The sequence below is a fragment of the Caballeronia sp. AZ7_KS35 genome, assembly GCF_023631045.1.
Lineage (GTDB): Bacteria > Pseudomonadota > Gammaproteobacteria > Burkholderiales > Burkholderiaceae > Caballeronia > Caballeronia zhejiangensis.
The window spans coordinates 298252-317976 of sequence record NZ_JALQDV010000001.1 but is presented as its reverse complement, the minus strand read 5'-3'; the positions used below and the strand labels follow the sequence as shown (position 1 = coordinate 317976).

The 19725-nt window shown below is 62.0% G+C and carries 13 protein-coding genes; 9 read left to right on the top strand and 4 right to left on the bottom strand.

Going from position 1 to position 19725, the window contains the following annotated elements:
* The first annotated feature begins 1 nt into the window (after position 1).
* The 3 genes from NCT05_RS01505 to NCT05_RS01495 all read left to right on the top strand — a co-directional run bounded on the left by NCT05_RS01505 (position 2) and on the right by NCT05_RS01495 (position 1476).
* Positions 2–913: a carbohydrate kinase family protein gene (locus tag NCT05_RS01505; RefSeq protein ID WP_008351973.1), complete on the top strand. Its 912-nt coding sequence runs from the start codon at positions 2–4 to the stop codon at positions 911–913.
* A gap of 65 nt (positions 914–978) precedes the next feature.
* Positions 979–1200 carry a hypothetical protein gene (locus NCT05_RS01500; protein ID WP_008351974.1) on the top strand — a complete coding sequence of 74 codons (222 nt, stop codon included), beginning with the start codon at positions 979–981 and terminating at the stop codon, positions 1198–1200.
* A 30-nt stretch (positions 1201–1230) separates the two neighbouring features.
* Complete coding sequence (locus NCT05_RS01495; protein WP_008351976.1) at positions 1231–1476, top strand: hypothetical protein; 246 nt, start codon at positions 1231–1233, stop codon at positions 1474–1476.
* Here the strand turns inward: NCT05_RS01495 and NCT05_RS01490 are convergent.
* Positions 1473–2123, bottom strand: coding sequence for a glutathione S-transferase family protein (locus tag NCT05_RS01490; protein ID WP_034470349.1), 651 nt, complete (start codon positions 2121–2123; stop codon positions 1473–1475). The two genes, NCT05_RS01495 and NCT05_RS01490, sit on opposite strands and share 4 nt — an antisense overlap.
* A gap of 234 nt (positions 2124–2357) precedes the next feature.
* Between NCT05_RS01490 and NCT05_RS01485 the strand changes: the two genes are divergently transcribed.
* On the top strand, positions 2358–5924 hold the full coding sequence (locus tag NCT05_RS01485) for an indolepyruvate ferredoxin oxidoreductase family protein (protein WP_250501640.1): 3567 nt from the start codon (positions 2358–2360) through the stop codon (positions 5922–5924).
* Here the strand turns inward: NCT05_RS01485 and NCT05_RS01480 are convergent, their stop codons facing one another.
* Entirely contained in the window at positions 5925–7241 is a 1317-nt protein-coding gene (locus tag NCT05_RS01480) for an EAL domain-containing protein (RefSeq protein WP_008351986.1), read from the bottom strand.
* A 344-nt stretch (positions 7242–7585) separates the two neighbouring features.
* Between NCT05_RS01480 and NCT05_RS01475 the strand changes: the two genes are divergently transcribed.
* From NCT05_RS01475 to NCT05_RS01455, 5 genes are all read left to right on the top strand, one after another.
* Positions 7586–9235: a Na+/H+ antiporter gene (locus tag NCT05_RS01475; protein ID WP_250433399.1), complete on the top strand. Its 1650-nt coding sequence runs from the start codon at positions 7586–7588 to the stop codon at positions 9233–9235.
* Positions 9236–9716: 481 nt separating this feature from the next.
* Positions 9717–13283 carry a type VI secretion system Vgr family protein gene (locus tag NCT05_RS01470; protein ID WP_250501639.1) on the top strand — a complete coding sequence of 1189 codons (3567 nt, stop codon included), beginning with the start codon at positions 9717–9719 and terminating at the stop codon, positions 13281–13283.
* Positions 13276–14646, top strand: a complete 1371-nt coding sequence (locus NCT05_RS01465) for a hypothetical protein (RefSeq protein ID WP_250501638.1) — start codon at positions 13276–13278, stop codon at positions 14644–14646. Before NCT05_RS01470 ends, NCT05_RS01465 begins: the two co-directional genes overlap by 8 nt.
* Positions 14647–14714: 68 nt before the next feature.
* Positions 14715–14972, top strand: coding sequence for a PAAR domain-containing protein (locus NCT05_RS01460; RefSeq protein ID WP_250480203.1), 258 nt, complete (start codon positions 14715–14717; stop codon positions 14970–14972).
* Positions 14969–16384 (top strand): KPHS_23130 family T6SS system protein, encoded by a 1416-nt coding sequence (locus tag NCT05_RS01455; protein WP_250501637.1) that lies wholly within the window; start codon positions 14969–14971, stop codon positions 16382–16384. The genes NCT05_RS01460 and NCT05_RS01455 overlap by 4 nt, the downstream gene beginning before the upstream one ends.
* A 185-nt stretch (positions 16385–16569) precedes the next feature.
* Here NCT05_RS01455 and NCT05_RS01450 read toward each other — a convergent pair whose 3' ends face one another.
* Both NCT05_RS01450 and NCT05_RS01445 read right to left on the bottom strand, forming a co-directional pair.
* Positions 16570–17871 carry a solute carrier family 23 protein gene (locus NCT05_RS01450; protein WP_250501636.1) on the bottom strand — a complete coding sequence of 434 codons (1302 nt, stop codon included), beginning with the start codon at positions 17869–17871 and terminating at the stop codon, positions 16570–16572.
* Positions 17872–18016: 145 nt separating this feature from the next.
* Entirely contained in the window at positions 18017–19594 is a 1578-nt protein-coding gene (locus tag NCT05_RS01445) for a methyl-accepting chemotaxis protein (RefSeq protein ID WP_250501635.1), read from the bottom strand.
* Positions 19595–19725 lie beyond the last annotated feature (131 nt).

The following is a 19725-nucleotide window of genomic DNA, read 5'->3' as shown; positions in this document are numbered from 1 at the left end:
CATGGCAAGCGAGCAAACCACTTTTCCGCAATTCGTTTCCGCGGGCGACATCCTCACCGACATGATCCGCACGGACGTGTCAAGCTGGCTTTCGCGTCCGGGCGGCGCGGGCTGGAACGTCGCGCGCGCGGTCGCGCGGCTCGGCCTGCCGACGGCCTGCGCCGGCTCGCTCGGCACGGACAATTTCTCCGACGATCTGTGGGACGCGAGCGTCGCTTCGGGCCTCGACATGCGCTTCATGCAGCGCGTCGAGCGTCCGCCCTTGCTCGCGATCGTCCACAAGACGCAGCCGCCCACGTACTACTTCATGGGCGAGAACGGCGCCGATCTCGCGTTCGATCCGTCGCGGCTGCCGCAAGGCTGGATGGAGCGCGTGAAGTGGGCGCATTTCGGCTGCATCAGCCTCGTGCGTCAGCCGCTCGGCGCGACGCTTGCCGCGCTCGCCCGTCAGTTGCGCGAACACGGCGTGAAGATCAGCTTCGATCCGAACTATCGCAATCTGATGGAGCACGGCTACGAGCCGATCCTGCGCAACATGGCGGGCCTCGCCGATCTGATCAAGGTGTCCGACGAAGATCTGCACATGCTGTTCAAAGGCATGCCCGAAGCCGACGCGCTCGCGAAAATCCGCGCGATGAACCGCCAAGCCACCGTGCTCGTCACGCGCGGCTCGTCGGAAGCCACGCTCTATGCCGGCGACGAGCAGTACAGCGCGCGTCCGCCGAGCGTCGAAGTGGCCGATACGGTCGGCGCGGGCGATGCGTCCATCGGCGGATTGCTCTATAGCTTGATGGCGCGTCACGGCGAATGGCCCGAACATCTGAAGTTCGCGCTCGCGGCGGGCGCGGCGGCGTGCCGTCATTCGGGCGCGCATTCGCCGTCGCTGGATGAGGTCGAGGCGTTGCTGAAATAAGCGTCGCACGCGTTACATATCAGCGTGCTAGCATGGATTCGTCCTTGCCTGGAGGCGAATCCATCATGGAAGACACCACCTACACGAAAGGCATCTACACCGCGACGATCGGCGTGCGCGCCATCGACGGCGGTCAGTACCAGGGCCTCGTCTCGCTCGCACGCGACGACGGCGAAGATACCGAAGCGACGCTCTACGAAGTGGAAGCCGCGTCGGGCAACGAAGAAGAAGCGCTCAACGAAGCGCGCGCGCTCGCGCACCGCATCCTCGGGGAAATCGAGTTGTAGCCACGCTGCATGGCCGCATCGGAGGACAACATGCCGGAGCAGATCTTCCTTTATGGCGTCTACGCCATCCACGTGAGGCCGGTCGAGCTGCAGGGCTCGCGCTGGGACGCGGAGTACGAGATCCGTCATCACGACAAGGCGGTGCAGACGTGGACGACCGTCGGCGGCGACGACGGTCTCGCCGATCGCGCCGAAGCCGTCGAGCTGGCGCATCGGCGCGCGGTGTCGGATATCGAAGCCGGCGCGGGCATTCCCAAGCCGCGCGCGTTTCCCTAACTCTCGCTCGACGAATGCACGACGCCCGCGTGGCTGTTCAGCGCCAGCCGCTCGGCCTCGCGATGATCGATCGCTGACGCGCGCTCGTAGCCCTCGCGCCCGAGCGCGCGTTCGACGTAATCGAAAAGCACGCCCTGCGGCTCGATCAGCTTCGCCCTGAACGCGATCTGCAGCGTGCTCGCCGCGAGAATGTCCGCGGCGGTGAATTGCTCGCCGAGCAGCCACGGCCCCTCTTCCAGCGCGTTTTCGATCGCGTGCTCGACGCGCGCGAGATCGCCCCATCCGAAACTCACCGTGTTGCCTTGCGCGCCGGTCACGCGTTCGGCCATCGCGGGTTCGAGGCACGAACCGGTGAAAAACATCCACTGCAGAAAGCGCCCGCGCGACGGATCGTGCAGCGGCACGCCGAGCGTCGTTTCCGGATAGCGATCCGCCAGATACAGCAGCACCGCGCCCGATTCGGCCACGCGCACGCTGCCGTCTTCCAGCGCGGGCAGCTTCGACATCGGATTGACGCGGCAGAAGTTCGGATCGTTCTGCGCGCCGGCTCGGATGTTCACGAACTCCAGTTGATACGGCACGCGCATTTCTTCGAGCATCCACAGCGCGCGAAAGGCGCGCGTCTTCGGCCAGTAAAAGAGCTTCATCGGCTGCAATCGGGTTGGCTGTCGAGGCATTCAGGTTAGCCCTTTCGCGCGCCGACGCCCGACCCGGGTTTACGCGAAGCCCGGACAGATCGAGGAAATTTCTCTCGCGTATCTCGAAAATCAGCCCGATGTTTCTCGGCGCGACGGTATTCGCTGCGAGTAAGCAAAAACATTCCGCTTTTGTCGGCAAAGAATGTCGCATTGCCTCGCATACCTACAAGACACGGAGATCTCATGAACGCGCGCGTCCCCGCCGATGCCTTTTTTCCTCCCGCGCTGTCGGACTATCAACTCGGCGACAACCTCTCCGCCACGAAAGGCCGGATCTTCCTCACCGGCACGCAGGCGCTCGTGCGTCTCGTTTTGATGCAGCGCGAACTCGACCGCGCCGCCGGCCTGAACACCGCTGGCTTCATCAGCGGATATCGCGGCTCGCCGCTCGGCATGGTCGATCAGCAATTGTGGAAAGCGAAGAAACTGCTCGCGTCGCACGATGTGCGCTTCTTGCCCGCGATCAACGAGGAACTCGGCGGCACGGCCGTGCTCGGCACGCAGCGCGTGGAATCGGACGCGGAACGCACCGTCGATGGCGTGTTCGCGATGTGGTACGGCAAAGGCCCGGGCGTCGATCGAGCAGGCGATGCGCTCAAGCACGGCAACGCGTACGGCTCGTCTCCGCACGGCGGCGTGCTCGTCGTCGCGGGCGATGACCACGGCTGCGTGTCGTCGTCGATGCCGCATCAGAGCGATCAGACGATGATCTCCTGGCACATGCCGGTGGTGAATCCGTCGAACGTCGCTGACATGCTGGAGTTCGGCATCTACGGCTGGGCGCTGTCGCGCTTTTCGGGCGCGTGGATCGGCTTCAAGGCGATTTCGGAGACGGTCGAATCCGGCTCGACCGTCGATCTCGATGCGCTCAGGCTCGACTGGCAAGCGCCGCAAGATTTCACGCCGCCGGCGGGCGGCCTGCACAACCGCTGGCCCGATCTGCCGAGCCTCACGATCGAAGCGCGTCTCGCGGCGAAGATCGAGGCCGTGCGCCACTTCGCGCGCACGAACAGCATCGACAAGTGGATCGCGCCGAGCCCGCGTGCGAACGTCGGCATCGTGACGTGCGGCAAGGCGCATCTCGATCTGATGGAAGCGCTGCGCCGCCTCGATCTCACCGTCGACGATCTCGACCGCGCGGGCGTGCGGATCTACAAGGTCGGGCTGTCGTATCCGCTCGAAACGACGCGGCTCGAGACCTTCGTCGAAGGTCTGAGCGAAGTGCTCGTCATCGAGGACAAAGGCCCGGTCATCGAGCAGCAGATCAAGGACCATCTGTATAACCGCGTCGACGGCGCGCGGCCGATCGTCATCGGCAAGAACGCTCGCGACGGCGCGCAACTGCTTTCCGCGCTCGGCGAATTGCGTCCGTCGCGCGTGTTGCCGGTGTTCGCGGACTGGCTCGCGCGTCACAAGCCGGCGCTCGATCGCCGCGACAAAGTGGTCGATCTGGTCGCGCCGCAAATCCTGTCGAATGTCGCCGATGCCGTGAAGCGCACGCCCTATTTCTGCTCGGGCTGCCCGCACAACACCTCGACGAAAGTGCCGGAAGGCTCGGTCGCGCAGGCGGGCATCGGCTGTCACTTCATGGCGTCGTGGATGGAGCGCGACACGACCGGTCTCATCCAGATGGGCGGCGAAGGCGTCGACTGGGCGTCGCACTCGATGTTCACGAAAACGCCGCACGTCTTTCAGAATCTCGGCGACGGCACGTACTTTCATTCCGGCATTCTCGCGATTCGCCAGGCCGTGGCCGCGAAGGCGAACATCACGTACAAGATTCTGTATAACGACGCCGTCGCGATGACGGGCGGCCAGCCCGTCGACGGCAGCATTTCCGTGCCGCAGATCGCGCGTCAGGTCGAAGCCGAAGGCATCGCGCTGCTCGTCGTCGTGAGCGACGAGCCGGAGAAATACATCGGTCACGAAGATCAGTTTCCGCGCGGCACGACGTTTCATCATCGCGGCGAGCTGGACGACGTGCAGCGCCGTCTGCGCGACACGCCGGGCGTCACCGTCCTCATCTACGATCAGACGTGCGCCGCCGAAAAGCGCCGCCGCCGCAAGAAAGGCGAGTTTCCCGATCCGGACAAGCGGCTTTTCATCAACGAAGCCGTCTGCGAAGGCTGCGGCGATTGCGGCGTGCAATCGAATTGCCTGTCGGTCGAGCCTGTGGAAACGGAACTGGGACGCAAGCGCCGCATCGATCAGTCGTCGTGCAACAAGGATTATTCGTGCGTGAACGGCTTCTGCCCGAGCTTTGTCACGGTCGAAGGCGCGAAGCTCAAGAAGGCCGAAGGCCACGCGTTCGATCCCGCCGAACTCGCGCGCCGCGTCGATGCCTTGCCGCTGCCGCAAGGCCAGCTCGATAACGCGCCGTACGACATCCTCGTGACGGGCGTCGGCGGCACGGGCGTCGTGACGGTCGGCGCGCTCATCAGCATGGCAGCGCATCTGGAAGGCAAGAGCGCGTCGGTGCTCGATTTCATGGGCTTCGCGCAGAAAGGCGGCTCGGTGCTGTCGTTCGTGCGCTTCGCCGCGACCGATGCGCTGCTCAATCAGGTACGCATCGACACACAACAGGCGGACTTGCTGCTCGCGTGCGACATGGTCGTCGGCGCGAGCCCGGAAGCGCTGCAGACGGTGCGGCACGATCGCACGAAGATCGTCGTGAACACACACGCGATTCCGAACGCGAGCTTCGTGCAGAACCCCGAAGCGAATCTTCACGCGGATGCGCTGCTCGACAAGATGCGTCACGCCGCCGGCCCCGCCGCGCACGACGCGATGCGCAGTTGCGACGCGCAAGCGCTCGCCCAGCGTTTTCTCGGCGACACCATCGGCGCGAACATTCTGATGCTCGGCTTCGCGTGGCAGCTCGGCCTCGTGCCGCTGTCGCTCGCAGCGTTGATGCGCGCGCTCGAACTGAACAACGTCGCGGTCGCGGCGAACAAGCTGGCGTTTTCGATCGGCCGTCTCGCCGCGCACGACATGAAAGCGCTCGAATCGCTGACCGCATCGACCCAGCAGAAGCGCATCGTCATGGCGGATATGCCGCTCGCGGAACTCATCGGCGATCGCGAAGCGCGCTTGCTCGCGTATGGCGGCAAGAAGTTCGTCGGGCGCTATCGGTCGCTGCTCGCGAAGGCATCGGCGAATGAGGACGTGAAGCGCGCCATCGCGATCTCGTTCTACAAGCTGCTCGCCGTGAAGGACGAATACGAAGTCGCGCGCCTGCACGCGGACCCGGCGTTCCGCGCCGCGCTCGGCGCGCAGTTCGAAGGCACGGCAGGCTCGGATTACGCGGTGAAGTTCAACTTCGCGCCGCCGGTTCTGTCACACGGCGCGCCGAAGAAGAAAGTGTTCGGCCAGTGGATGTGGCCGGTGCTCGACGGCCTCGCGAAGTTTCGCGCGCTGCGCGGCACCGCGCTCGACGTCTTCGGACGGACGCTCGAACGCCGCATGGAGCATCAGCTCGCCGACGACTTCGAGATCACCATGACGCGCGCCTTGTCCCGCCTGAACGCCGACAACGCGAAGGACGTGCAAGCCCTCGCCGCGCTGTTCGAGAAAGTGCGCGGCTACGGACACGTCAAGCTCGCGAACGTCGCGATGGTCAAGCGCAGCGAACGCGACATCGCGGCGCGCATCGGCATCGAAGCGGCGACGAGCGACGCGGTGCGCGCCTCCATCGATTCGGTGAAGGGCGCGGCATCGCTGAAGGGGATTCCGGTCGTCGTGGCGAAGTAATCAGTCGATATCGTCGGGCAGCCAGTCGATATCGCCGCACAGCACGCAGCGCTTGCCCTGCGCGCGCGTCTCCACGGAGAGCGTGACGCAGGGCATCGCTTCGTTGATCGACAGATACGGCTTCGTCACGTGCACGCGCTCGGGATCGCCGAGCGCCGCGCGGAAGTACGGACGGCGCAGCCAGTTCGCGCCCTGCGCATCGATGAGCGGCAGAAAGCGCGCTTCGTGCGCGGCGCGGTCGGCGCGCAGCACGACGTTGCGGCCGGCCTGCTTGCCGTTCTGATCGAGCAGAAAACAGCGAGCGGCGTTATCGAGCGCGAGGAAATTCCAGCACACTTCTTCGAGCGGCTCCCCCGCCGCGAGCCGCTCGGCCGCGCGCTCGAACGCGCGGATATACGGCTGAAGCCTCGTCGCGACGCGCCGTTCGCGCGCTTCGGTCTGCAGTCGGTAACGCTCGGTCAGCTCGCCGATCACGTTTTGCGCGTGCGCGCTGTCCGCGAGACCCGGATGCGGCCGCGCGAAGAAAAAGCCCTGCACGAAATCCGCGCCGCTCGCGAGCGCGAGTTGCGCCTCGTGCTCGGTCTCGACGCCTTCGATCAGCACGAGCTTGCCCGCCTGATGCAGCAACGACACGATGCCCGACAGCACCGCCTCCATGTTCTGCCGCTGCTTGAGCGAGCGAGCGGACAGCGGCGCGTGAACGTTGTGGCCGGCGTGCGAAAGCATGACGCGATCGAGTTTGACGATGTCCGGATCGAGCTGCCAGATCCGTTCGATGTTCGTGTGCCCCGCGCCGAAATCGTCGAGCGCGATGAGAAAGCCGTGGTCGCGGAACTGCTGCACCGCGAGCGCGAGCCGCTCGATATCCTCGGCGCTTTGCTCGAGCACTTCCAGCACGACGCGGCGCGGCTCCAGATTCAGGCGCTTCAGATTCGCGAGCAGCGCGGCGGCGTGATACGGCTCGGTCAGCGCGCCGGGATGCACGTTGAGAAAGAGCCATTCGTCCTTCGCGCCGAGCATCCTGAAGTTTTCCAGATGCAGCGCCTGCGCGAGCCGGTCGATCTGCAACGCCTCGCCGACGCGCGATGCCTGCCCGAACACATCGAGCGGCGACACCGGGCGATCGAGCGCATCGTGCGCGCGCAGCAAGCCCTCGTATCCGACGGCGCGCATGTGCGACAGACTGAACACCGGCTGAAAGACGCTCGATAACGTCAACTCGCCGTGTTCGACCGAATAGCGATCGAAGCCCGATGTCACGCCTAGCTCGAAGCTGCGCGCGGAAACCGTCGTCTTCTCGGGATTTGCGATCATCATGCCGATGCCCTCGCCTGAACGCCGTGGCGAAACGCACTCGGCTGCGTGATGCCCCATACCATTGTCATAAGAACTGCCCTCGGTGATCTCGCCGGGAGTCTCTCTGTCCCGTGGCTTTCGGTAAAGCAAGCTCCATGCGCAGAGCGCGCTGCGCGCGGCCGGTGTTTTGCGTCCCGCGTGCACCGTCAGCAGGCGATTTCAGGTGCACGCGCACCGTCGCGGTGCGAAAGCCGGCGGCGCGTCCGCTGCCCGCATCGCGAGCAAACGCTAAACTTTGCGCTCATCGAAACAATGCTAGACGCCGCGCGCACAGCCGTTCGTGCGTCTGGTGCAGTAGCGCACACATGGAAATCGTTTTTACCGTTCTCATTCTTCTGCTGGCTGTCGCGCTTTCGGGATTCGGACTGAGCCTGCTTCCGATCAAGCTGCCGCTGCCGCTCATCCAGATCGCGATCGGCGCGTGCCTCGCGTGGCCGGGATTCGCGCTGCACGTCACGTTCGATCCTGAACTTTTCATGCTGCTCTTCATTCCGCCGCTGCTGTTCGCGGACGGCTGGCGCATACCGAAGCGCGAGCTGTACATGCAGCGCCGCGCGATCCTGATGCTTGCGCTCGGGCTCGTGTTCATCACCGTCGGCGTGCTCGGCTATTTCCTGCACGCGATGATTCCGTCGATGCCGCTGCCCATCGCGTTCGCGCTCGCCGCCGTGCTTTCGCCGACCGATGCCGTCGCGCTGACGGGCATCGCCGGGCGCAACCGGATTCCCGCGAACCTGATGCACGTTCTCGAAGGCGAGGCGCTGATGAACGATGCGTCGGGCCTCGTCGCGCTCAAGTTCGCGATCGCGGCCGCGCTGACGGGCGTGTTCTCGCTGCGCGACGCGACGGTCAGCTTTTTCATCATCGCGGCGGGCGGGTTGGCGATCGGCGCGGCGATCAGTTGGGCCGTCACCGAGATTCCGTCGCGCCTGCTGAAATTCTCCGACGACGACGATCCCGCCGCGGGCGTCATCCTCACGATCCTGATTCCGTTCGCGTCGTACGTGATGGCCGAGCACGTTGGCTGCTCGGGCATTCTGGCGGCGGTGTCGGCGGGCATGATGATGAACATCCAGAGCTTGCGCGAAGGCATTCCGAGCGCGGTGCGCGTGCGCATGACGAGCACCTGGACGATGATCGAATTCGTCTTCAACGGCATGGTGTTCATCCTGCTCGGACTGCAGTTTCCGCACATCATCGGGCAGGCGCTGATCGAGGCGCATCACGACGGCAACGCGCAGGTCGGGCTGCTCATCGGCTATGTGTTCGCGACGCTGATCGCGCTTTATGCGTTGCGTTTCGTGTGGGTGTATTCGCTGCGCTGGGTCGCCGCGCGCCGTACGGCGAAGCAGGGCCTCGACAGCGCCGCGCCCGGTTTTCGCACGCTGGCGCTGACGACGATCGGCGGCGTGCGCGGTGCCGTGACGCTGGCGGGCGTGCTGTCGCTGCCCGTGACGCTCGCCGGGCGCGATCTGGCGATTTTCATCGCGTCGGCGGTGATTCTGGCGTCGCTCCTGATCGCCGTCGTCGGCTTGCCGCTGATGCTGCGCGGCATCGAGCGCGAGAAGAATCCGCATGCGGTGGAGGAGCGCATGGCGCGTCGTCGCGCGGCGCAGGCCGCGATTCGCGCGATCGACGATACGCATGATGAGCTCATCGAACAGATGGACGAAGCCGCGTCCGCGCGTTGCGCCGATTCGACCGCGCGCGTGATGAGCATGTATCGCAGACGGCTGGAATCGCTCGGCGACGAAGAAGCGTCGCGCAAGGCCGCGAAGAAGAGCGAAATGGTGGAGACGCGGTTGAAGATGGCGGCGTTGCGGGCCGAGCGAGCGGAATTGCTGAAGCTGCGCTCGTTGCAGCATATCAACGATGAAACGCTCAATAAGCTGATGCGGGAGGTGGATCTTTCGGAGACTGCTATTGTGAATCGGAAGCGGGGGGCGGGGGCGTAGGGGTTTGGGGCTTCTTGTCGCGATCTTGATTTTTATTGGCCTCGTTTCTGTGCGGCGCAAAGCAGGAATTTTTCTATCTTCCTTACATGGGCCATGCGAATTCCCGAATAGATACGACTAACGCTGAGTAAAAATGTTCGCAACGCGCGAGACGCTAAAGCGAGTTACGCTTTCCCTTGCGACTGTCTCGCCTCGCCTGAGCGCGCAAGAACAATCTGATTCTCTCGTCCGGCGCGGGCGATTGATCTTCGCAAGGGCGGTGCGTCAAGAATTGACACACATATCAAGCGGCTTGCGTTACCCTTCGTAGGGCTAACGAGTCTGATCGGAAACAATGGCAACTTCGGACTAGGAAAGCGCGGCTTCTCGCGTACGTCATCGTCTGGATCAACGACGCTCCGAAGTTAAGCACTGCTTCTGACTCGCCAACGGCGGTTTTTTTTATGCCGGTTACGTGCGTTCAGCCGCGAAGGAGGAATACTTGAATCGAAGCGACGAATACTTTGAAAGGCGTGACCAGGCCTTTCGAGGACAGCATCAACCTTATTTTCTGGAGATGCGCAGTGTACCGAGTTCGGCCATTGCCGACGTTTTCAGTATCGAGGGCGAAGAAGCGATCGGACGCGAGAGCCGCTACACAATCCAGTTCACGCATACCTCGCACGATTTGTCTCAGCGTGAATATCTTGGCAAGCGCGGCTCGTTGCTTATTCAGCCGCCGCGACGACTCAGACCCGAACCGCCACGTCACAAATACGGCGTCGTGACGGGCTTCTCCAAACTTTCGACCTCGAAGAACCAAAGCGTCTACGAAGTCGTATTGGAATCGCGGCTCGCGCTTCTGCGAAACACGCCGAAGGTTCGCTTCTTCTTCGACAAGAGCGAGCCCGAGATCATGCAACAACTCTTGCAGGAGCACGGCTTCAACAAGATTTGGGCGCGCGTGGACATGAAGCTGTATCGGACGTATCGAAAGCGGCGCATCGTCACGCAGTGGCAAGAGTCCGATCTGGCATTCCTCAAGCGGATGTGCGAACGCACCGGCATCTGGTTCGTCTGCGAGGAAGGCGAAGACTGCGAAGTCGTGCGCTTCGGCGATGACTTCACGCATTATCGCCGTGATGCAGCGCGTGATAATCGCGCGTTTGAATTGCCGTTCCGTCCTGAAGCCGGCATGGACACGCACGGTGCGGAATCGGTGAAGTCGTTGGAAATGCACGCCGTGAGCATTCCGGCTGCCTATCACGTGCGCAGCTATAACTACCGGCAGGCGCCTTATCCGATCGAGGCGACCGAACAGATTCGCGCCAAGACGGACGACACCAGCACTTACGGCGAGGCGTCGACGGCCAGTCTGGCTATTGAAACCAAAGAGGATGCGCAACGCGAAGCACTATTGCGTCGCGAAGCCGCGGAGGCCGCGCAGATCGAATATCGCGGCACGGGCGATTCGCTGGATGCCACGCCCGGCACCGTCATCGCGTTCACCAATCACACGCTCGCGGATGCGAAGTATGGCTTGCTGATCGTGAGCATGAAGTGCAGCGCTTCACGCAAGCAAGGGTACAAGGTCGAGTTCACCGCGATTCCTTCCGATCGCTTGTATCGGATGCCGCTGCGCGAGTCGGAATGGCCGCGCATCGAGGGCACGATAACCGGAACGATTGCGTCGACGGAAGGTTATAGCGGTCCTTACATCGATCCGCACGGCGAATATATCGTTCAGTTCCACGATGACCGGGAGAAACGCGTCGCGGGTCTGAATAGCTGTCTGTTGCGACTCGGCAAGCCTTTCGCGGGGAAATGGCAGAGCGGCTTTCACATGCCGTATATACCGGGCACGGAGGTGGCCGTCGCGTTTTTCGCGGGTAATCCGGATCTGCCATACATCCTGCATGCCCTGCATAACTCGCAAGATACCGACCCGGTTCATCAGCAACACAAGTGGCGCACGCGTAACGTCGTCATCCACACGATTCGCAATAACACGATTCAGGTCGAGGATCGGGAGAATCAGGAACACATCAAGATTGCGACAGAGCCGGGTAAATCGCAACTGAATCTCGGTCATGCGGTCAATAACGGAGATCAGCTTCGCGGACTCGGTTTTGAGCTGCGCAGCGATGCGAAAGGCGCGCTCAGGGCCGGTCAAGGTCTGTTGATTTCCGCCGAGGCGCAAAGCAAAGCGCAAGGACAGGTCACGGATACGGCCGGTGCAACGGCATTGTTCGAACGCACACAAGCGCAAGCCGATGCGTTGGCGCAAGGTGCGGTTGCATCGAAGGCGGAAGTCGCGGATCTGAAGGCCGAGAATCAATGGCTCAGAGACGAACTGGCCGATATCAGGAAGCAGGTCATTGCGCTGTCCGCGCCTCACGGGATCGGGCTCGCTACCCCGGATCGCGTGATGATCGGCGCGGGCAAAGACGTGGGTGTGGCGACGTCTCGCGGATTCAATGTCAGCGCGTTCAAGAACGTGACGATTGCAGCGCGCGAGGTTTTGTCGCTGTTCGCGAACACGATGGGGATTCGCATATTCGCTGGCAAGGGGCCGATCGAGATTCAGGCTCAGTCGGACGTGTTGGCGCTTGCCGCGCAGAAGGACGTGATCGTGACGAGCGCGAACGGCGCGGTGCATGTGCGCGCCGATAAGGAACTCGTGCTCGAATGCGGCGGTGCGTATGTCGAGTTGAAGGATGGCGCGATTACGCTTGGTAGTGCAAAGCCGTTGCAACTCAAGCTGCCGGGGATGAAGAAGGGGGCGCCGGAAGTACTGTACCTGAGTGGCCCGGCGTTCTCGCCGACCGTCGTGCCGTTCAGGACGAGCTGCAACGCATGGCTGAGCGGAAATCCGCGCCCGGAGCAAGTATCGCCTTCCGCTGAAGAGGTGGGCTTGGAGGGGTTTGCAAATGCGCCAGTAGCTACGCCAAAGCCGATCAGCAAGGTCAGTAGCAGGAGATCCACGCCGATCGAGCAGATAGAGCAGCCGCCGATAAGTGGCAACTCTCCCAACCATCCGAATGCGGATCATGACTCCGCTCATGAACCGAAGTCGCCAATCCAAAATGATCCGCTACCGCTGAAACTAGATAGTCCCGTCTTCTGCGACGGACAGTTCGAGGATATGACGGGTCAGTTTGATGGAACATTCGACTCCGCACCCTATGAAAAACTCGACGCATCCAAACAACCAATACTCGATGACTTAGGCAGCCCGACGATTACCGGATATCCCAAGGCAACGAGTTTTTCACTGCATTTTGACGCTGCGAAAAGAACGCTCTACGCAAGCGTTCATATAAAAGTGACTCCGGTTGAACTTATCAAGGTCGATGCCACGGGGAAGCCGGTTATCTCAACAAGCGGACAGAAGGAAGTTGTTCACTATGATTGCATGCTCCATTACTACGGGGTGCGCGCGGGAGCAGGAAAGATTTTCAACAATAACCTAGTCATGCAGCACCGTAGTGCCGTGCCCCCCGCCTTTCTTGCAGCGAAGAAGCAGGAGATCGAGGCCACACTCAATCGGCACCGAAGCATATTGATTTTGAACGGATGCTCGAAACATGCAGCTTGCGGTTGCCGAGTAGCCGTCGAATTCAAGGTTGATCTAATGGTTAACCTCTTCGACAACAATGCTGGAAACGATGCAAACACGGTTAGATTATTCACCACGGCGACACGTGCGGACTCGACTTCGTGGGGCGAAAAGAATATGAAACCCGATTCATCCGTGCCAGGGACATTCGTGGAAGCGGCAAGAGATAGTGTCATCGCGCACGAATGCGGTCACAATTTCAACTTCGTTGATGAGTATTGGGCTGAGGGCGGAATCGTGCATAAACGGTACATCAAGAACGGCCAGATCGATTTCGCGACCGGTGCGAGTTTCGCTGGACAGCAAGTCTGGCAACTCGAAAGCTCGGCCACGCTCATGGGTGGAGGAGCTTGGACTAGCAACCCAACGATACCGCCGTATCACCTCGAATACGTCGCAAAGAAATTCTCGGAACTGTCGCAAAAAGATTGGAGGATAGGGTATGTCTAATCATAACTTTTCCTTACCGCTCAATTTCAAACTTAGGTTGAGAATCCTTACCACTACCGTTTTTCTTATTTTAATCATGCAAAATCTTCATGCACAACCAGCCCCGTACCCTAGGGGACCAGGCTTCGGTGTTACCACGCTCAGTGGTACGCAGAATGGTTCCAATGGCGTGGGAGTGTGGATGGACGGTACGGTTCAAATTGGGCTCTCCGACACCATCATCTCTGATGTGGTCGGAATTGGAGTCACAAGAACGCAGATCTCTCGCGACGATTTGCTTGAGGTTAGAAACCTACATACAGAGCTTTGCCTTGGCGCGAAGAAAAATCTCAATCCGAATGCCATTCTCACTGAGCCGGGAACTCAATTTACAGTGCGGTGCGTTGAGGACGGAAAAGAGATTGCCTATACCGGTCGAACTGAACAACTTACGGATGAATTGTCTCAGCGACTGCATTCGTTCAGCGCGCGCATGCGACAGAATTTCGACCGGGACAGTCGTGCGCTGGTTAAGCTCGATGCAAGAGTTGAAGGAATAGAAAAGAAAGATAATGGCCTTCTAGTCTCCGTCACATTCATCAACAGCGGACAGTTTCCGCTCAAAATTAAAACCCCCGATCAGTGGGATCCGTCTGGAGGGTGGTCTACTCAACTTACAGTGGGAGGATCAGACATTGAGAAAAACCACGGGTGGAGCGTAGATTTAGTTGGGGTACCGATAATCAATAAGGCCGAATATCCAGAGGAGTTCGTTACCATAGCTGCGCCAGGACGAGCTTCCTTTAAGTTCCTGGTGGTGCCGACTCAGAAAATTAATCGCGGGATCTATCTCATGAACCTGATGGTGGGCACAAGCATTACCGCTGACGAAGCTATCGCTCGCAGAGGCAAGGTCTTATTCCATTCCGACTATAAGAATCCGTACCGCATCACCTTCGACCGCGACTACCCCTCGACGCCTGAAGAATGGAAAGCGTTCGAAGCCCGCAAGGCCAAGCAGGTGTCAGCGCTTCCATCCGGCGCGATGGTTGCCGACTCCGGCTATTACCGCATGGTCTCGGTCTTCGGCCCTCGCAGCCAGTTCGTGACGAAGCTCGAAGCGGGCAAGGCAGCGCCAAAGCTCGACGTGAACACGTGGGACAAATGGGAATGGGAAGCGGACCTCGCACGCGCAACGATCTGCAAGCCCGCCGACGCCTGCACGCGTGACGGGACGTGGGTGCTTCGCAGAATGGAGTACGTGCCGAAGCTCACCGACGAAACGATTGCGAGCTATACGCGCCGCGTGCGCATGGGCGAGGCATTTCCCACGCTCAACGTGGCGGAGACATCGAAACTCTACTGGGAATGGCTCGGCGCGTGACTTGCCGCTGACCTGACCAACGCCGGGGCATGCCGCTCCGGCATCCTCATTTCTGTCCAAATTCCAACATGAAACAACCCGTACGCAAGGGCGATTCCACTTCGCACGGTGGCGTCGTCAAAACGGCTTCGTCCTCATTCGACATCGACGGGCGCATGGTCGCGCTACTGCACGACATCGTGACGTGCCCCGAGCACGGCGACAACCCGATCATCGAATGCGGTGACGGCTACGAAGAGCACGGCCGCAATATCGTCGCGGACGGTTGCCGCACACAATGCGGCAGTATCGTCAAAGCGACGACGCAAGGAATGGACATCGCATGAGCATGGATTGGCGCATTCCTTCCATACCCGAGTTCAAGCACTGGAAATACCCTTCGCCGTGGATTCCGGCCGTTGCACTAATCGTTGTCGTCATCGCGGGCTTCATTCTCACGATCCTGAACTGGAAACAGGGCGAAGCGATCTTATCGGGCACGTTTCTTCTCTTCGCGTTGGTGGTGCCTTTGCTGCTGTGGGGCGCGTTGTGCGCCTTGCTGTATCAGTCCTACGAGGATTGGAACACGCGTGTCGACTGGTGGAACTACCTGTGCAAGGACCATTTCGCCGACTGGCGTGATTGGGCGCGCTGGGATCTGGCCTTGCTCGATACCGTGACGGTGACGCCTGAAGTGCAACTCGCTGAGCGCATGGCCGCGCTGGAGGGTACGCCGCCGGTGAACGGCGGCAAATCGCCGAAGCTGGCGCAGCGCGACTTCGCCGCGTTGCTTACGCAGCTTGTCGAACCGTTGATGCCGCATCTCGCGCGCTTCGCAGGGAAAAGCACCATCCACATTGCGCTTCAGACGTCACATGAGACGCACGTCGCGCAACTTCGCGGCGTGCTGCAAGCGCTCGAAGTGCCGAACCTCGAGCACATCGCTGTGACGCGCGTCGAAGCGAAAGAGTGTTCGGCGTTGCTCGATATATGGATGACGAACCAGACCGCCCGCTATGACTACGCCTCTGACCGGCGCAAGAGAACGCCGGACCTGTGCCTTCTGCTCGCGTGTCAGCTTCAGGAGGAAGGCGCGGCACCTTGCACGGAAGCGGCCGTCGCGCTGCTGTTCGCTTCATGGAATCTGCTTCGCGAGAAGAAGCTCAAGCCCAAGGCGCGGCTCTTTCGCTCGATGCCCACGACAACAGACGACATACCTGACGCCATCAAGACGCTTGTCACTGCCGAGCCGACACCGGTCAAGCGCCTGAAGCACATGTGGATGAGCGGTCTGTCCAAACCCGACGGCCACGTGATGCGCGCAGCGGTGAAGGACAGCGAGCCGGAATTGACCTTGCTCGACCTCGATCATGCAATCGGCCTTCCGGGACCGGCCAGCCCGCTGCTGATGCAAGCACTCGCGGCTGAATTGATGCAGTACGGGCAAGGTCCGCAGGTCGTAGTCGCGCCTGCCGCCGAGGGTGTCCGGCTGAATTTGATCGGCAAGGACTATGCACCGATCGCGCGCGCCGTCGAGCCGAACCTGAGCCTGATTCAAATTTCGACTTCATACGGCTTCGTTTGCCTGACCGTGTTGCTGCTGATCTTGGGCGAAGCGGGCGAGTTCGGCCCTGGCTGGTTTTGGAGTATCGCGGCCGCGGGGCTAGTCTTTCTGTTGATAGTTCAGCCCGCTGCGCAGATCTTCAAGCGGCGCACAGTGACTCAGGAGTTCTACGAGCGAGCGCGTTCGGGGGGATGAAATCGATCAGTAAGAGCGGATGGATCGGCTGAGGTGGCGACGCGCGCTGTGGCGCGTCGATCGCTGAGCCAGCGCGTCTGCGACGGACGCGCTTGCGCGGTTTGAGGGACGTCATCCACCGATGCCGCCCCGTACGAGCGCAATGTTCTCAAACCCAAGAAATTGAAACCGAGCGGCAAAAGCCCTCAAACCACCCCCGCCCCCCGCCGCCGCAACAGCGCATAAAAGATGATAGCGCCGAACGTAGCCGTCCCGATGCCACCGAGCGCGAAACCCCCGAGCTTCAGCGTGAAATCCCCGGTCCCGAGCACGAGCGTCACCGCCGCAACGATCAGATTCCGGTTATCCGAAAAATTCACCTTGTTGACGACCCAAATGCGCGCGCCCGTCACCGCGATAAGCCCGAACACGACGATCGACACACCGCCGAGCACCGGCCCCGGAATCGTCTGAATCAGCGCGCCGAACTTCGGCGAAAACCCGAGCACGATCGCGAACAGCGCCGCGATCACGAACACGAGCGTCGAATAGATCTTCGTGACGGCCATCACGCCGATGTTCTCGGCATACGTCGTCACACCGGTGCCGCCGGCAAAGCCCGATGCAATCGTCGCCAGCCCGTCGCCGATGAACGCGCGTCCGATGTACTTGTCGAGACTCTTGCCGGTCATCGCGCCGACAGCCTTGATGTGCCCGAGATTCTCCGCGACGAGAATGATCGCGACCGGCGCGATCAACGTCATGGCCGGGGCTTCGAAGACAGGCGCGGTGAAGTGCGGCATGCCGAACCACGCAGCGTTCGCGACGATCGAAAAGTCGATCGGCTTGCCCATGCCCATGCCGTTGGTCAGCACCGCGTAAATAAGGTACGCGATCGCGAGGCCGATCAGGATCAGCAGCCGCTGCGCCATCCCGCGCGCGAACACCGCGACGCCGCCCACGCACAGCACGGTGACGAGCGCCATCCACGATTCGAAGCTGCTGCCCATCACGCCTTTCACCGCGATCGGCGCGAGATTCAGCCCGATCACGCAGACGATCGCGCCCGTCACGACCGGCGGCATCAGCGCTTCGATCCACTTCGTGCCGACCGCCGCAACGATCAATCCGATGATCGTGTAAGCCACGCCGCACGCAATGATCCCGCCGAGCGCCACCGGTATGTTCAGGTTCGGGCCATGACCGCTGTATCCCGTCACCGCGATCACGAGGCCGATGAACGCGAAGCTCGAACCGAGATAACTCGGCACGCGCCCGCCGACCAGCACGAAAAACAGCAACGTGCCGATGCCCGACATGAAGATGCACAGATTGGGATCGAAGCCCATCAAGAGCGGCGCGAGCACGGTCGAGCCGAACATCGCGACGACGTGCTGAATGCCCATCGCGATCATCTGCGGCCAGGCGAGGCGCTGGTCGGGCCCGACGACGCGACCCTCCTGGGCGTCCGGCTGGACCGGCCAGCGCGGGAAATAGGAATCGGACATCGGCGGGGCTCCTTGGCGGCGGTGAGGCGCCGCTCCGTGCGGCGCGCTCGATCTGAAAAAATCAGGCGCGAGTGTACGGAGCGGGCTCTCGGGTGGCAAGCGAGCCGATATTACGACCGTTTGGCCGTCGCATGCCCGCGACGCGTCACACTTTTCCCGCGCCGGAGACGTCGCGCTCCAGCTCGAAAACCGCGACCGCGCTCTTCAATTGCTCGGCCTGATCGGCCATCGCGCCCGCCGCGGCGGCGGCCTGTTCGACGAGCGCCGCGTTCTGCTGCGTCACCTCGTCCATCTGCGCGACCGCGCGATTCACCTGCTCGATGCCCGCGCTCTGCTCATGCGATGCCGACGAAATCTGCGCCATGATGTCCGTCACGCGCTGCACGGCCTGCGTGACTTCGGCCATCGTCGCGCCGGCACGCTCGGCGAGCGCCGCGCCGCTGTCCACGCGCGCCGTCGACGCTTCGATCAGCTCCTTGATTTCCTTCGCCGACGTCGCGCTCCGCTGCGCGAGCGAGCGCACTTCGCCCGCGACCACCGCGAAGCCGCGCCCTTCCTCGCCGGCGCGCGCCGCTTCCACGGCCGCGTTCAGCGCGAGTATGTTCGTCTGGAACGCGATGCCTTCGATCACCGCGATGATGTCCGTCATGCGCTTCGAGCCCGACGCCAGTTCGCGCATGTTGTCGACGACCTCGCCCACGAGCTCGCTGCCGCGCGCCGATACATCCGACGCGCCGCGCGCGAGTCCGCTCGCCTCGTCCGCATTGCTCGCATTCTGTTTCACGGTCTGCGTGAGCTGCTCCATGCTCGACGCCGTCTCTTCCAGCGATGCCGCCTGCTCTTCCGTGCGCTGCGACAGATCGGTGTTGCCCTGCGCGATTTCGCGCGATGCGTACAGGATCGAATCGCTCGAATGCCGAATCCCGCCGACGATGTCCGCGAGCTTCGCGCTCATGTTGCCGAGGCTCGCGAGCATGCTGCTGTCGTCGCCGGGACGCGTGGCGACGCGCGTCGCCAGATCGCCGCGCGCGATGCGGTCGGCGATATCCGCCGCGTACGCCGGCTCGCCGCCGAGTTGCGCCGACAGACGCCGCCCGATCAGCACCGCGAGCAACGCGCCCGCGACCATCGCGCCGAACACGAGCGCGAGCATCACGACGCGCATCGTTTCATACTCCGATGCCGCGCTGCTGCGCGCCTCGGTCGCGCGCTTGCGCTTGAAGTCGGCGAGACGCTCAAGCGATTCGCGCGCCTTCTCGCTCGCGGCGATCGCGCGCGCGATGAGGCCCATCTGATCGACGTCGACGGGCATCGCTTTCTTACCCATCTGCATCAGCACGATGTCTTCCCACGCGGCGACGGACTTGCTGGCCGCATCGTAGAGCGCGAGGCTTTCTGCCGAGCGCATCGTCGGGCGCATGCGCTCGAACGCGCGGTGCATGCTGTCGAGCGATCCGGCCATGCCTTCCTTCAGCTTTTCCTTGCCGGCATCGTCGGCGAAAGTGAGGTTGGCGGCGGCGAGATCCGTGTTGAGCTTGTGCTTGTTGATTTCCTCGACCCAATAGAGGCCGTCCATGTGACGGTCGCCGATTTCCTCGATCAGGAAGTTCATCTTCGAGAGCGAAACCACGCCGGTGGCGCCCACGCACGCAGTGAACAGAATCACGACCGCGAAAGACAGCAAAAGCTTGCTGAGCACGGACAGGCGGTCAAACCATTTCATCGAAGTCTCCTCTTTCACGCCCCGCGGACGACGCCCGCGGACGGCGCGGCGCAAACTTCGGTTCGCGCACAGAGTGGCTTTACGGCGCTCGCTGCAAAATTCTTGAGCGCGTATGAAGGAGATAACGCCGG

Coding starts and splice junctions, on each gene's coding strand:
- NCT05_RS01465 (WP_250501638.1), top strand. CDS start 13,276: ATGTCTAATCATAACTTTTCCTTACCGCTCAATTTCAAACTTAGGTTG.
- NCT05_RS01460 (WP_250480203.1), top strand. CDS start 14,715: ATGAAACAACCCGTACGCAAGGGCGATTCCACTTCGCACGGTGGCGTC.
- NCT05_RS01455 (WP_250501637.1), top strand. CDS start 14,969: ATGAGCATGGATTGGCGCATTCCTTCCATACCCGAGTTCAAGCACTGG.
- NCT05_RS01505 (WP_008351973.1), top strand. CDS start 2: ATGGCAAGCGAGCAAACCACTTTTCCGCAATTCGTTTCCGCGGGCGAC.
- NCT05_RS01500 (WP_008351974.1), top strand. CDS start 979: ATGGAAGACACCACCTACACGAAAGGCATCTACACCGCGACGATCGGC.
- NCT05_RS01480 (WP_008351986.1), bottom strand. CDS start 7,241: ATGATGATCGCAAATCCCGAGAAGACGACGGTTTCCGCGCGCAGCTTC.
- NCT05_RS01475 (WP_250433399.1), top strand. CDS start 7,586: ATGGAAATCGTTTTTACCGTTCTCATTCTTCTGCTGGCTGTCGCGCTT.
- NCT05_RS01485 (WP_250501640.1), top strand. CDS start 2,358: ATGAACGCGCGCGTCCCCGCCGATGCCTTTTTTCCTCCCGCGCTGTCG.
- NCT05_RS01490 (WP_034470349.1), bottom strand. CDS start 2,123: ATGAAGCTCTTTTACTGGCCGAAGACGCGCGCCTTTCGCGCGCTGTGG.
- NCT05_RS01450 (WP_250501636.1), bottom strand. CDS start 17,871: ATGTCCGATTCCTATTTCCCGCGCTGGCCGGTCCAGCCGGACGCCCAG.
- NCT05_RS01445 (WP_250501635.1), bottom strand. CDS start 19,594: ATGAAATGGTTTGACCGCCTGTCCGTGCTCAGCAAGCTTTTGCTGTCT.
- NCT05_RS01495 (WP_008351976.1), top strand. CDS start 1,231: ATGCCGGAGCAGATCTTCCTTTATGGCGTCTACGCCATCCACGTGAGG.